11 protein-coding genes are annotated in these 13,084 nt (G+C 59.8%); 9 read left to right on the plus strand and 2 right to left on the minus strand.

Annotated elements, in window-relative coordinates; genetic code table 11:
- The first annotated feature begins 70 nt into the window (after positions 1–70).
- On the plus strand, positions 71–691 hold the full coding sequence (locus ACY8D3_RS01135; RefSeq protein WP_462381149.1) for an NUDIX domain-containing protein: 621 nt from the start codon (positions 71–73) through the stop codon (positions 689–691).
- Positions 682–1,140 (plus strand): DUF1249 domain-containing protein, encoded by a 459-nt coding sequence (locus ACY8D3_RS01140; RefSeq protein WP_462381150.1) that lies wholly within the window; start codon positions 682–684, stop codon positions 1,138–1,140. Before ACY8D3_RS01135 ends, ACY8D3_RS01140 begins: the two co-directional genes overlap by 10 nt.
- A gap of 86 nt (positions 1,141–1,226) precedes the next feature.
- Here ACY8D3_RS01140 and ACY8D3_RS01145 read toward each other — a convergent pair whose 3' ends face one another.
- Both ACY8D3_RS01145 and ACY8D3_RS01150 read right to left on the minus strand, forming a co-directional pair.
- The gene (locus ACY8D3_RS01145) at positions 1,227–2,174 is read right to left on the minus strand and encodes an ATP-grasp fold amidoligase family protein (protein WP_462381151.1); all 948 of its coding nucleotides are present in this window, start codon (positions 2,172–2,174) and stop codon (positions 1,227–1,229) included.
- Between the two features lie 8 nt (positions 2,175–2,182).
- Positions 2,183–3,439 (minus strand): oligosaccharide flippase family protein, encoded by a 1,257-nt coding sequence (locus tag ACY8D3_RS01150; RefSeq protein ID WP_462381152.1) that lies wholly within the window; start codon positions 3,437–3,439, stop codon positions 2,183–2,185.
- Positions 3,440–4,157: 718 nt separating this feature from the next.
- On the opposite strand from ACY8D3_RS01150, the gene cpdA reads away from it, so the two are divergent.
- The 7 genes from cpdA to ACY8D3_RS01185 all read left to right on the plus strand — a co-directional run bounded on the left by cpdA (position 4,158) and on the right by ACY8D3_RS01185 (position 13,035).
- Complete coding sequence (gene cpdA / locus ACY8D3_RS01155) at positions 4,158–4,973, plus strand: 3',5'-cyclic-AMP phosphodiesterase (RefSeq protein ID WP_462381153.1); 816 nt, start codon at positions 4,158–4,160, stop codon at positions 4,971–4,973.
- 507 nt (positions 4,974–5,480) lie between these two features.
- Complete coding sequence (locus ACY8D3_RS01160; protein ID WP_462381154.1) at positions 5,481–6,104, plus strand: YqiA/YcfP family alpha/beta fold hydrolase; 624 nt, start codon at positions 5,481–5,483, stop codon at positions 6,102–6,104.
- A gap of 12 nt (positions 6,105–6,116) precedes the next feature.
- Positions 6,117–8,006, plus strand: coding sequence for a DNA topoisomerase IV subunit B (gene parE / locus ACY8D3_RS01165; protein ID WP_462381155.1), 1,890 nt, complete (start codon positions 6,117–6,119; stop codon positions 8,004–8,006).
- Between the two features lie 2 nt (positions 8,007–8,008).
- Entirely contained in the window at positions 8,009–9,013 is a 1,005-nt protein-coding gene (locus ACY8D3_RS01170; RefSeq protein ID WP_462381156.1) for an esterase-like activity of phytase family protein, read from the plus strand.
- Complete coding sequence (locus ACY8D3_RS01175; RefSeq protein ID WP_462381157.1) at positions 9,010–9,534, plus strand: retropepsin-like aspartic protease family protein; 525 nt, start codon at positions 9,010–9,012, stop codon at positions 9,532–9,534. Before ACY8D3_RS01170 ends, ACY8D3_RS01175 begins: the two co-directional genes overlap by 4 nt.
- An 8-nt stretch (positions 9,535–9,542) precedes the next feature.
- On the plus strand, positions 9,543–11,798 hold the full coding sequence (gene parC, locus ACY8D3_RS01180; protein ID WP_462381159.1) for a DNA topoisomerase IV subunit A: 2,256 nt from the start codon (positions 9,543–9,545) through the stop codon (positions 11,796–11,798).
- Positions 11,799–12,318: 520 nt separating this feature from the next.
- On the plus strand, positions 12,319–13,035 hold the full coding sequence (locus ACY8D3_RS01185; protein ID WP_462381160.1) for a PqiC family protein: 717 nt from the start codon (positions 12,319–12,321) through the stop codon (positions 13,033–13,035).
- Positions 13,036–13,084 lie beyond the last annotated feature (49 nt).

Below are 13,084 nucleotides of genomic sequence, written 5' to 3' on the forward strand. Positions count from 1 at the left end.
AAACAGGCGCCTGGCATCGCCGAGCGCTCCGTTCCAAAGGCTCCGGCCTGACACGTTCAAGTGAGTTGAAATGAGCGATACCTTCAAGCCTGATCCTGAGGCCGTCGAATTGATCAAGCGGGAGAACTGTTTCAGCGGTTTCTATCGCCTGGACAAGCTCCACCTTCGCCATCGCCAGTTCTCGGGCAAGATGGGGCCCGAACTCAGCCGAGAGCTATTCGTCCGGCACGATGCCGTGTGTGTGCTGCCCTACGATGCCAAGGCCGACAAAGTCGTACTGATCGAGCAGTTCCGCGTCGGTGCGATGGGCAAGACCGACAATCCCTGGTTGCTCGAGATGGTCGCTGGGCTGATCGACAAGGAGCGCGAGGATCCCGAGGACGTGGCTCGCCGCGAAGCGGTTGAGGAAGCGGGCCTGGAGCTTGGCGCCCTTTGGCCGATCACGAACTATTTCCCGTCGCCCGGCGGTAGCAACGAGTTTGTCTACCTTTACCTGGGGCAGTGTGACAGCGAGGGCGCTGGCGGAATCCACGGCCTTGAGGAGGAGGGCGAGGATATCCGGGTGCATGTGATGGCGTTTGAAGACGCCATGCAGCTGGTCAAGGATGGCGTTATCAACAACGCGGCAAGCATCCTGTCCCTCCAATGGTTGGCCTTGAATCGCGCCGAGGTTCGGGGGATGTGGGCGTGAGCCTTATGCGCGAACGATATACGGTTGATTTGGCCGGGCTGCAGAGCGCTTGCGAAGCCAATTACGCGCGCCTGATGCAGCTGCTACCGCACATGCGGGAGCAGGGCACCAAGCGCCGCGTGGCGCTCAGCCAGGGTGAACGATTGCTCGGGGTGATGGCGCTCGAGGTAACGGAAGCATGCCCGTACACGACGACGTTGCAGGTGCGGCAGGAACACAGCTTGCCGTGGTTGCCGGCGCCGCGCATGGAAGTTCGCGTGTACCACGACGCGCGTATGGCCGAGGTCGTCGGTGCGGAAAACGCGCGCCGGTTCCGGGGTATCTATCAATACCCCAATGCCGATATGCACCAGCCGGACGAGAAGACGCAGCTCAACGTGTTCTTGGGTGAATGGCTGAGTCACTGCCTGGCATGCGGCCATGAGGCCGAACCCGTACTGCAGCGCTGATTGCACCGCATGGCGCAGGTGAACACGAGACGCTTGAACGGATAGCACCATTGGGCAGCGAGTGCCCCCGCTGCCCAATGGATATGTCAGGCGTTGTTGAATAGCCCCGAGCTATCTGCAGTGCCAATCGGGCTGAGGCGGCCGCTCGACCCGCGCGCGTCCTGGATCCACATCTGGCCCATCAACTGGTTCAAGCCCTTGTCCAGGCCTGTGACCAGGCCCGCTCCAGGGGTGAATGTCAGTTCGCCGAACCAGACGCGCCCTTCCTCGATGTACCAGTCGACCCGAACGTAGTCGAAATCCGCCGCCAGACGCTTGCTCAGGTCGAGCGCATGGCTGAGCGATTCCATTTTGGGCGCGATGTCGAGGCCGCTATCCCTGATCTTGTGAAAGGCCTCGGTCAGGTTGTTCACATAGAAATTCATCGACAGCGCACCATCGAAGCGGTTGTAGATCACCTGCAGCACATAGTCGAATGTTCCGTCACGCTTGTTGAACATGTGGAATTTGTAGTCGATGGGCGCAGAGTGTCCGTCCCCGATGTACTGCTCGACCACGATACGGGGCTTGATGTAGCGGTAGTGAATTTCGCGGCCAACCGTTGCGAAGTCCGTCTTGAGCCACTGCTTGCACCGCTCCACGATCTGCTTGCGTTCGTGCTCGCCTGGGTCGTGCAGCAGCACTTCGACCATGCTGGACCCGTGGTTGGGCTTGATGACGGTGCCTTTCCACGACGGCATCGTCATCAGCGTTTCCGGGTCAGTGGTTTCGTGGACGAGCGGGATCAAGTATTGATCGCCAATGATCGCGGCGATGTATTCACGCACCAGAAACTTGTCGGAACGCCGCCCATAGCATTCGTAGTCACCACACACGAATTTCCGGTAAAGCACCTTCTCGTTGAATACCTTGGGTACCCGCAGATTGGGAAGCTTTCTGAATTTGCGAAAATAGTAAATGCTGTCCTGATGCACCCATGGCAATTTCTTGAAGAAATACAAGGCGCTTCTTTTTAATTCTTTTTTAAAGCTCATAAATCGCCTCATTTATAAACTTCTCGATGGAAGGAGAAAAGTTGGATCTTTTGGATAATGCCGTTCTTGAAGAAGTAGTTCATTACAGTCAGCGACAACAGCTCGGTAATGAATACGCTCCATGCTGCACCCATGAGTCCGTAGTGCTGGATTAGCAAGAAGGACAAGGGGATTCCGATGACCATCAGGCAGATGATCTTTTTAAGCAGGTAGTTGAAGCCGCCTTCCTTGACGATGTATCGATAGGCAACGGTTCCCATCGCTGAAAAGCAGGTCGCTAATGCGAGGATTGAGACAAGCTCTCCGGATTGTCCGTAGGCGGGGCCATAAAGCGCTGTAATGATGTGTTGACCAAAAAGGGTCACAACGACGAGCATGCCCAGCGATATGGCGGTTACATAACCGTTCAAGCGAGCGGTCAGTTTGAATGCGGCCTCGGACCGCTCCCTGAATATCTCGGAAAAGCTCGATGTAATAAGTGCGGCAGGAATGAAGATCCACGAGCTGGCAATCGTATTCGCTGCGGCGAACAGACCGAGGTCGTGGGCCGACGCAACGCTGGCCAGGAAGATCTGGGCCATCTTCACCTGTGCCGAGATGAAGATGCTTGAGATGGCGAGCGGCAAGGAGGCATGGACCAGGTGACGAAGGTAAAGACCGCGGCGTTTCTGGGGCGGCGCGACGTCCTCGAACTCCCTGTAGAAGGCGTAGCGTTTGATCAGGTAAGGAATCAAGGTGATGGTTACGATCGAAAGCGTCAGCAATAACGGGTTCAGGTCGAACAACGCGATGATGAAACTGATCGAGAATCCCAGGAGCATGCCGATGGAGTTGGCAAGGGTATTAAGACGGGACGCAAGGCGCGCGTTATTGAATACGCTGTACGTATCCTGTGTTACGAAGAGGGCCGCAATGAAGGAAGCGAATGCATAAACAGCAAATGCTTCCTGCATGGCAAACCAAACATAGGCCAGTACGGGCAGTGAAATCGACAATATCAAGGTCATGCGCAAGCGGCGCGTGACGCTCATCAAACGGATCCCTTTGGAAGGGCTCTTGCTGATACGTTTGAACAATATTGTTTCGGTGCCAAAGATGGCGATGGTTTGAATGATCGCGAACAGTGACGTGGCGAACGTCATCTGGCCGAGTACGGTGGGCCCGAATACTTTGGCGACGTAGGAAGTAACGAAGATGACCCCGAATACGGAGACGATCTTCTCGGACATCATCCAAGCAGCATTTGAGAGCACGCGAGTCTTCATAAGACGCGTCCTATGTGTGTCGTCCGCAACGATTAGCTGTGCGGAACTCCGTCCATGTACACAAACAAGCTGACGCGTTGAAGTGTGCGAATTGAAACTGTCCCTCGCGCAATCAAACGAATTCGTTTAACGCTATGTTGGGACGGCTGCCAAGGCTTGATCGAGCCATTGGCAGGGAACGCTGTATTTCCAGGTGAAGCGTCTGTGCAGCAAAAACAAAATAACGACGACTGGCGATCGGCTCGGTTTGACCGATCCGGACTCGTTGGCTTGACTCCAGATTAGCGACGGCTTTTCTCCAGACCGTTCATTAGCGAATGTCCGCTGCCAATATTCCTTTTTCTGGACCCTTTGCTCGTCGTGTGCTGCTTGGATTGCAGGCCATTTTCAAAGTTCTCAACAAAATGTGAACAGCGTCACACTTTGTTGTAGGTGACCGAGCGGTCATGAATGATCTCGACGAGTGGCCGCCTCGCTGTGAGCGGATGCGCCGAAAGGGTTACGCCAGATTGGTCTGTGAGCTTTTCCTGGACGGGCACTGCCCGCTCGGGAGGGTCGGTAGGGAAGAGACTGAATTTGTGACTCAGGTCGCGCCCAGCGGGTTTGATCGGCAGCCGCTCGGCAAGGATACTTTCTGCCCATTAGTGCCGTAGCCATTCGCCTCTCGACACGGCATGGGCAGCGCGGCGTTTTAACTACTGCCGACAGGGAGCGTTACGTGTCCAACCCAATACCAGCCAGTGGAAGTGCACCTGTTACGCTGGTGCAGCTGACTGATAGCCACCTGTTCGCACATGAAGAAGGCAAGCTGCTTGGTTTGACGACTCAGGACAGCCTGCAGCGTGTCGTCCAACTGGTCCGCCAGGAGCAGGGCGACGATATTGATCTCGTTCTGGCTACCGGAGATCTTGCACAGGACGGGTCGATGGCTGCCTATGAACGGTTCGAGGCATTGACCGCACCGCTCCGCGTGCCCCTGGCATGGACCGTGGGTAACCACGACGATGCGTGCGCCATGCGGGAACGGTCGCTCGGTGAGCGCTGGGTAGGCCCGGTTGTCGACATGGGCGCCTGGCGTATCGTGATGCTGGAAACGGCAGTCCCAAATGAGGTGCATGGGGCGCTGTCAGTTGAGGTGCTCGAGATGCTGGACAACGCGTTGAGCACTGCGGATGGCCGTCACGTATTGCTGGCCATGCATCACCATCCTGTATCGGTCGACAGCGCCTGGATGGATCAGATCGGACTTCAGTCGCCAGAAGCGCTGTTCGATAGGGTCGATCTGAATGATGCTGTACGGGGAATCGTATGGGGGCATGTACATCAACCTGTCGATAGGCGCCGTGGAAATGTCCGTCTGCTGGCATCGCCCTCGACCTGTGTGCAATTCAAGCCCCTCAGCGAGACGTTCGAAGTCACTAGCGAAGCGCCCGGCTATCGCTGGTTGAAGTTGCATGGAGATGGCTCGATCGACACGGGAATCTCGCGCCTAACCGACTTCTCTTTCGAACTGGATTACGCCTCGGGCTATTGATGGAAAAGCGGGCCCGTCGCCCTACGGCTCAAGCGCTGTAGGGTGGGTTAGCAACGCGTAACCCACCGAACCGACGAACGCTTCGGCCCGCGGCTCTGGCGTAGGCGCAATGTTCGAATGGGCAGCGCCTTTACAACCGGGCTGGCACGTCATGGGCGCGTTGTCCGAGCTAAACGGTGGAGCCCTTAGGGATTCCACCCTACGGTGCTATTGCGTTTACGCCGACCCTTGCGGTTCAGCCCGGTAGGGTGGGTTAGCGACGCGTAACCCACCGAGCGGTAACCGCTTCGGCGCGCAGCTCTGGCGTGAGGGCAATGTTCGAATCGGCAGCGCCTTACACCCGGGCTGGCACGTCATGGGCGCGTTGTCCGAGCTAAACGGTGGAAGCCCTACGGAATTCCATCCTACGGCTCTATCGATTTCCGGTGCGCGGGTTTGCGTTTCAGCGTCCGATCCGTGCCTCGGAGCCGCCGCTTTGGTAGAGTTCGGCACGAATTTCCAGGAAGCATGCGCGTGCCAGCCGATCAACCCAGCCTACTTTATATACACGGCTTCAATAGCTCGCCGGCGTCTTCCAAGGCGCAGCAGCTGATTGCGCTGTTCGAGCGCATGGGCTTGCCTGCGAACCTGCGAGTACCCGCGCTGCATCACCATCCGCGCCAGGCGCTGGACCAACTGGAAGCGGCGATAGCGGAACTGGGCCAGCCAACGCTGATTGGCAGTTCCCTCGGCGGTTATTACGCAACCGCTTTGGCGGAGCGCCACGGCCTCCGCGCGTTGCTCATCAACCCCGCTGTCCAGCCTTATCGCCTGTTTGACGGTAATGTCGGCACCCAGCGCAATTACTATACCGGCGAGACCTGGGAGCTGACGCTCGACCACGTTGAGGCGCTGCGTGCGATCGACCCTGGTACGCCGTCGCACCCCGATCGCTATCAGGTCTGGCTGCAGACCGCAGATGAAACGCTGGACTATCGCCACGCCGAGCGCCTGTATCAGGCATGCGCGCTGCGGATCGAATGCGGCGGTGATCACGGCTTCCAGAATTTCCCGGCGCACCTGCCGGCCCTGCTGGCGTTTGCGGGCTTCCCGCCTGCGCTCTGGCGGGACATCGACTTTTCCGCTGTTTGAAGAATCCAGACAATGGCTACTTATAACGCTGATGCCATCGAGGTGCTCTCGGGCCTCGACCCCGTGCGCAAGCGCCCGGGCATGTACACCGACACCAGCCGGCCGAACCACCTGGCGCAAGAGGTCATCGACAACAGTGTCGACGAAGCCCTGGCCGGCCATGCCAAGTCCATAACCGTTGTCCTGCACACGGACAACTCGCTGGAAGTCATCGATGACGGCCGCGGCATGCCTGTGGATATCCACCCGGACGAAGGCATTCCGGGCGTCGAGCTGATCTTCACCAAGCTCCACGCCGGCGGCAAATTTTCCAACAAGAACTACCAGTTTTCCGGCGGCCTCCATGGCGTCGGTATCTCGGTGGTGAACGCCCTGTCGACGCGCGTTGAAGTGCGTGTGAAGCGCGACGGCAGCGAATACCAGATGGCGTTTGCCGACGGCTTCAAGGCAAGCGACCTGGAAGTCACGGGTACGGTTGGCAAACGCAACACCGGGACCGGCGTGCGATTTTGGCCAGACGATAAGTACTTCGATTCGCCCAAGTTTTCGGTGAGCCGCCTTAAGCACGTGCTGAAGGCCAAGGCTGTCCTATGCCCGGGGTTGTCGGTCAGCTTCGAGGACAAGAACAGCGGCGAGAAGCTCGAATGGCATTTCGAGGACGGGCTGCGTTCCTATCTGGCTGATGCTGTCAGTGAGTTCGAACGCCTGCCGGCTGAGCCGTTTACCGGCAGCCTGGCCAGCGACAAGGAAGCGGTCGACTGGGCACTGCTCTGGCTGCCGGAAGGCGGGGATAGCGTCCAGGAAAGCTATGTGAACCTGATCCCGACGGCTCAGGGCGGTACGCACGTGAACGGGCTGCGCCAGGGGTTGCTCGACGCGATGCGCGAGTTCTGTGAGTTCCGCAACCTGTTGCCACGTGGGGTGAAGCTGGCGCCGGAAGATGTCTGGGAGCGGATTGCGTTCGTGCTCTCCATGAAGATGCAGGATGCGCAATTCTCCGGCCAGACCAAGGAGCGCCTGTCGTCACGCGAGGCCGCTGCTTTCGTCTCTGGCGTCGTCAAGGACGCGTTCAGCCTCTGGCTCAACGCCAATCCTGAGCAGGGCATGCAACTGGCGGAACTGGCAATCAGTAACGCGGGGCGCCGGCTGAAGGCGGGCAAGAAGGTCGAGCGCAAGAAGATCACGCAAGGCCCTGCATTGCCTGGCAAGCTGGCGGATTGTGCCGGACAGGATCCGATGCGCGCCGAGCTGTTCCTCGTCGAAGGGGATTCGGCGGGTGGATCGGCGAAGCAGGCGCGCGACAAGGAGTTTCAGGCCATCATGCCGCTGCGAGGCAAGATCCTGAACACCTGGGAAGTCGACGGCAGTGAGGTGCTCGCCAGCCAGGAAGTGCACGATATCGCTGTTGCGATCGGCGTGGACCCCGGCGCGGCCGACCTGAGCCAGCTGCGCTACGGCAAGATCTGCATTCTCGCCGATGCCGACTCGGACGGCCTGCACATCGCCACGCTATTGTGCGCCTTGTTCGTGCAGCACTTCCGCCCGCTGGTGGATGCCGGGCACGTGTATGTGGCCATGCCGCCGCTGTACCGCATCGACCTGGGCAAGGAAAAGCACTATGCGCTGGATGAAGCCGAGCGCGACGGCATTCTCGATCGGCTCGCGGCCGAGAAGAAGAAAGGCAAGCCGCAGGTCACCCGCTTCAAAGGCCTCGGTGAAATGAACCCGCTCCAACTGCGCGAAACCACCATGGACCCGAACACGCGTCGCCTGGTGCGTTTGACGCTTGAGGACGTGGAAGGCACCCACGAAATGATGGACATGCTGCTCGCCAAGAAGCGATCCAGTGATCGCAAGGCGTGGCTCGAGTCAAAGGGCAATCTGGCTGAGGTCATGGTTTGACCGTGGGGTTGCGACCCCGACGCTGGCTGGCCGCCGCAGTTCTTCTGGCGTCGTGCGGCGCGGTGGCGGATACCGCGCCTACGTATCCAGAGCTCTCATTGCTGGCCGAGCATGTCGTGGACGGCATGCCGCGCGGCAATCTGTCCGGGCTTGCACGCTGTGGTTCGACATTCTGGACCCTTTCTGATCGGGATGACGACCGGCTCTATCGCCTTGATGATGGAGCGGGGGTATGGATTGCCGAAACGGTGACAATCGATGTTCCGGAGCCGCCTCCGAGCGGTCTGCCGTTCAAATTACAGGCCATGGCCAAGGCCGCCGGCTTCGTTCGCGGCGGCTTCCTCGACTGGGAGGGCATGAGTTGTGATGCGGCGGGCAACCGGTACCTGATCAGCGAGGCAACCGGGCACGTGTTGATGGTGCCAGCTCAAGGCAAGCCCCATTGGCTGGACCTGCCGGCAGACCTCACGGAGCAGGCCCGCGCCAGGGGACTATTGCAGCAGTTCAACAGCATCTACGAAGGCCTGACGGTGGACGATAGCGGCGAGCGCATCTGGCTCGCCGCAGAGGCGCACAAACGTGGCCTCGTCTTTGTACATCGTGACAAACAGGGGCGCTGGCAATGTGCCGGGCAGTGCGTTCTGATGGCGGAAGGCGGGCGGGAAATGTCGCCACCCGGAAGCTGGAAGGAAGCGCGCATGGCTCGTGATTTCACCGGGCTGTCCTATTTCGAAGGCAAGCTCTACGCGCTTGAGCGGCTCACCTATCGACTGTGCCGCCGCGACCCCGCGACAGGTGTCGCCGAGCGTTGCTGGTCCTTTGCCGAAGCGGCACTTCAGCCGCATCGGCGCTATACCAAGCCTGCCGGCCCCGAGGCGCTCTGGGTCGATGCCGAAGGCGCCTGGGTTGGTGTGGATAACAACGAATTTGCCCGTCAGGATGGCGAAAGCCGTCCAATCATCTGGCACTTCGCGCCGCCGCCCGGCGGATGGAGTGGTAAAGAGTGAGCAGTCAGTCCGCTGGTCAGCGCGTGGGGCGTGTGATGCTCGTGCTCGCGTGGGCTGCGGGGCTGTGGCTGGCCGCGCATTTTTTCGGGATATGGGAAGACGCGCGATTCAATCCCAACCGGGAGCCGGTATCTCGCCACACCAATGAGTATGTCGAAGTAGAGCTATTGGGCGACGGTCGCGGCCATTACGTCGCATCCGGGGAAATCAACCGAACGCCCGTGCGCTTCCTTCTGGACACCGGTGCAACCGATGTCGCCATACCGGGCGCATTGGCCGAGAAACTGGGGCTCAAGCCTGGCGCTCGTGTGACGGTTCGCACGGCGAACGGCTTGAGCGAGGGTTATCGGACCCAACTGGACGAGCTCCGCATCGGCGACATCGTCCTGCATAACGTACGTGCCCTGGCGACGTCGGGCTTCGACGGCGACCAGGTCCTGCTTGGCATGAGCGCCTTGCGACAACTTGAATTCACCCAGCGCGACGGCCGCTTGCTGTTGCGCCATTATCGAGACAACTGAGGACGCAAATGAGCGAAAGCCTCGACCTGAGCCTGGATGGTGTGGAACGTCGGTCACTCGCCGACTTCACCGAGCAGGCCTACCTGAACTACTCCATGTACGTGATCATGGACCGCGCGTTGCCGCACATAGGCGACGGGCTGAAGCCGGTTCAACGGCGCATCATCTACGCAATGAGCGAGCTGGGTCTGGATGCGGATGCCAAGCACAAGAAATCCGCGCGTACGGTCGGTGACGTGTTGGGTAAATACCATCCCCATGGCGACTCGGCGTGCTACGAAGCCATGGTGCTCATGGCGCAGCCGTTCAGCTATCGCTATCCGCTGGTAGACGGGCAGGGCAACTGGGGCGCGCCCGATGATCCCAAGTCCTTCGCGGCCATGCGCTATACCGAGGCGCGGTTATCCCGCTATGCCGAAACGCTGCTGGACGAGCTAGGGCAGGGGACCGTCGACTGGGTACCGAACTTCGACGGGACGATGAATGAGCCGGCAACCCTGCCAGCGCGGTTGCCCAATCTGCTGCTCAACGGCACGACCGGTATCGCCGTAGGCATGGCGACGGACGTGCCGCCACACAACCTGCGGGAAGTGGCGACTGCCTGCGTCCGCCTGCTGGACGAACCGAAGGCCACCGTCGAGCAGCTCTGTGAGCATATCCTTGGCCCGGATTTCCCGACGGAAGCCGAGATCATCACGCCCCGCGCCGACCTGTTGAAGATCTACGAGACCGGTCGTGGCTCGGTCCGCATGCGCGCGGTCTACCGCGTGGAAGACGGGGATATCGTCGTGACGGCCCTGCCGCACCAGGTTTCGGGTAACAAGGTACTCGAGCAGATCGCGGGCCAGATGCAGGCGAAAAAGCTGCCGATGGTGGCGGACCTGCGTGACGAATCCGATCATGAAAACCCATGCCGGATGGTGATTATCCCGCGTTCGAACCGCATCGATGTCGAAGGGCTGATGCAGCACCTGTTCGCAACGACCGATCTGGAAAGCAGCTATCGGGTCAACACGAACGTCATTGGGCTGGACGGACGCCCGCAGGTGAAAGACCTGCGCACACTGCTCACCGAGTGGCTGCAATACCGCATTGGCACCGTGCGCCGCCGATTGCAGTTCCGTTTGGACAAGGTCGAGAAGCGGTTGCACTTGTTGGAAGGTTTGCTTATCGCCTTCCTGAACCTGGATGAAGTGATTCACATCATCCGGACAGAAGATCATCCCAAGGCCGTACTGATGGAGCGCTTCGCGCTCACCGACGTCCAGGCGGACTACATCCTTGATACGCGCCTCCGCCAGCTGGCGCGCCTGGAGGAAATGAAGATCCGCTCCGAGCAGAGCGATCTGGAAAAGGAGCGTGACCGCCTGGTGGCGCTGCTGGGCAGCGAAGCCAAGCTGAAGAAGCTGGTGCGCAAAGAACTGCTGGAAGACGCCGAGAAGTATGGCGATGATCGTCGCTCCCCGATCGTTGAGCGTGCTGAAGCCAAGGCGCTTTCTGAAACTGACCTGATGCCGAACGAACCCGTCACGGTCGTGATATCCGAAAAGGGCTGGGCACGCTGCGCCAAGGGTCACGACGTCGATCCGCAGGCGCTGTCCTACAAGGCGGGCGATACCTTCAAGGCTGCGGCGCCCGGCCGTTCGAATCAGTTTGCGGTATTCATCGACTCCACGGGCCGAAGCTACTCGCTGGCCGCGCACTCGTTACCCTCGGCGAGGGGGCAGGGTGAGCCACTGACCGGGCGCCTGACACCGCCTCCAGGTGCCAGCTTCGAATGCGTACTGCTGCCACAGGACGATTCGCTCTACGTGATCGCTTCGGACGCCGGCTACGGTTTCGTGGTGAAGGGCGAGGACCTGCAGGCCAAGAACAAGGCCGGCAAAACGCTGATCAGTCTGCCGAAAGGAGCCAAGGTCATCGCGCCTCGCCCGCTCAATGATGTGAATGAAGACCTCCTGGCGGCGGTGACGACAGAAGGGCGCTTGCTGGTGTTCCCAGTGCGGGACTTGCCACAACTGGGCAAAGGCAAGGGCAACAAGATCGTTGGCATTCCAGGCGAGCGCGTTGCGAACCGGGAGGAGTACGTGATGGATCTTGCAGTGCTGCCCGCGGGTTCCACGCTTGTGCTGCAGGCCGGCAAGCGAAATCTGTCGCTCAAGGCTGAGGATCTGGAGCATTACGAAGGTGAAAGAGGGCGTCGTGGTAACAAGCTGCCACGCGGTTTCCAACGGGTGGAGCGCCTTATCGTCGAGGCGGGTTGATGCAGTGTCCGCCGCGCTTGCGGCGGGTTGCGCTTCTGCGGTGCGATCGTCGTAACAAAGCGTGGTGATGTCTGCTGGTATACCGCCGATTCTGTAGATATTCTTCCCACATTGGGGAGCGACGGCGCGAGGGTGTGATGGCAAAGAGCCTTCACATCGCGCGTCGGACGGCGTGTGGTATCTGCTGACTGGTCAGTCAATGCGCTTTTCGCGTAGTACCATTGCGCCCGCGCCGAGGCGGCGCTGATCGCCTTCCCAGAACGGATTCACCATGCCTTTCCGGTCCGCACGCGACCCAGCGAAGGACGTGGTTTTTGTTGTTCGATAGAGCCTACGACACTGTCGAGGCCGGGAGTTCTCGCTGCCCTGTTTGTGGTTGGAGAACATTGGTCGTGTGAGGCCAGGCCTTACCGAGCGCGATACGCATGACGCAGGGCATTGCAGAGCGAATCGCCGCGATGCTCATTGAATATATCGAGCAACATCGGAGCATGGGCTTCGGTTGATCAAGAGGGATGAAATGAGATTGAGCCACCTGCCGGTCGCTGCGGTATTGGCCGGTTTCCTGGTATTGAGCGGCTGTGCCTATATCAGCGGGCCGCAGCAACTTTATCAACTGGATAGCGGTACGTTGAGTTCGCACAAGCGTGACGCCGGTGTTGCCGTAGTGCTTGGTCCGGTCGAAGTCGCCGACTATCTAGAGCGCGACACACTGGTCCAGCGTCAGGCCGATAACAGCATTTCCATCAACTCCAATGCACGTTGGGCAAGCAGCCTTCCCGAGGACATCAATCAGGTGTTGATGCGCCAGATGGCCTCGCGGCTGAAAACCAATCGCCTGGTGCTGAGCTCCGATCAGGCGGGTTTCGAACCCGATGTTCAGCTTGCCGTGAATATCAATCGCCTCGATTCCGGGCCGCAGAAGCCCGCCGTGCTTGAGGCGCAGTGGCGACTGCTCGACAAGAACGGGAAGCTTCGCGACAGCGAAGTGGTCAAGCTTGAAGAGAAACACGACGGGACGACATCCGATCAGGTGCGCGCCCAGAGCGTGTTGCTGCAGCGATTTGCGGCTGACCTTTCGAAAGCGGTCCAGGCGAACAACGCACGCATTGCAGCGGCGGCCAAGCAGGCCGAGGCGGCACGCAAGCGGGAAGCATCGATTGCCAAGCCGCCGACTAGTCGCCAGATTCCGGTCGTTGAGCCGGTACGCAACCGTGGCGAAATCCTTCGCTTCTGACCGCTAGCCGCTAGCCGCTAGCCGCGCGCCTTCATCGTCGATACGCATC

The organism is Pseudomonas sp. Marseille-QA0892, from assembly GCF_054950135.1.

Excerpts from the sequence above, each read along its gene's own strand:
- parE (WP_462381155.1), top strand. The coding sequence starts at position 6,117 with ATGGCTACTTATAACGCTGATGCCATCGAGGTGCTCTCGGGCCTCGAC.
- ACY8D3_RS01160 (WP_462381154.1), top strand. The coding sequence starts at position 5,481 with ATGCGCGTGCCAGCCGATCAACCCAGCCTACTTTATATACACGGCTTC.
- ACY8D3_RS01150 (WP_462381152.1), bottom strand. The coding sequence starts at position 3,439 with ATGAAGACTCGCGTGCTCTCAAATGCTGCTTGGATGATGTCCGAGAAG.
- ACY8D3_RS01145 (WP_462381151.1), bottom strand. The coding sequence starts at position 2,174 with ATGAGCTTTAAAAAAGAATTAAAAAGAAGCGCCTTGTATTTCTTCAAG.
- ACY8D3_RS01185 (WP_462381160.1), top strand. The coding sequence starts at position 12,319 with ATGAGATTGAGCCACCTGCCGGTCGCTGCGGTATTGGCCGGTTTCCTG.
- ACY8D3_RS01135 (WP_462381149.1), top strand. The coding sequence starts at position 71 with ATGAGCGATACCTTCAAGCCTGATCCTGAGGCCGTCGAATTGATCAAG.
- parC (WP_462381159.1), top strand. The coding sequence starts at position 9,543 with ATGAGCGAAAGCCTCGACCTGAGCCTGGATGGTGTGGAACGTCGGTCA.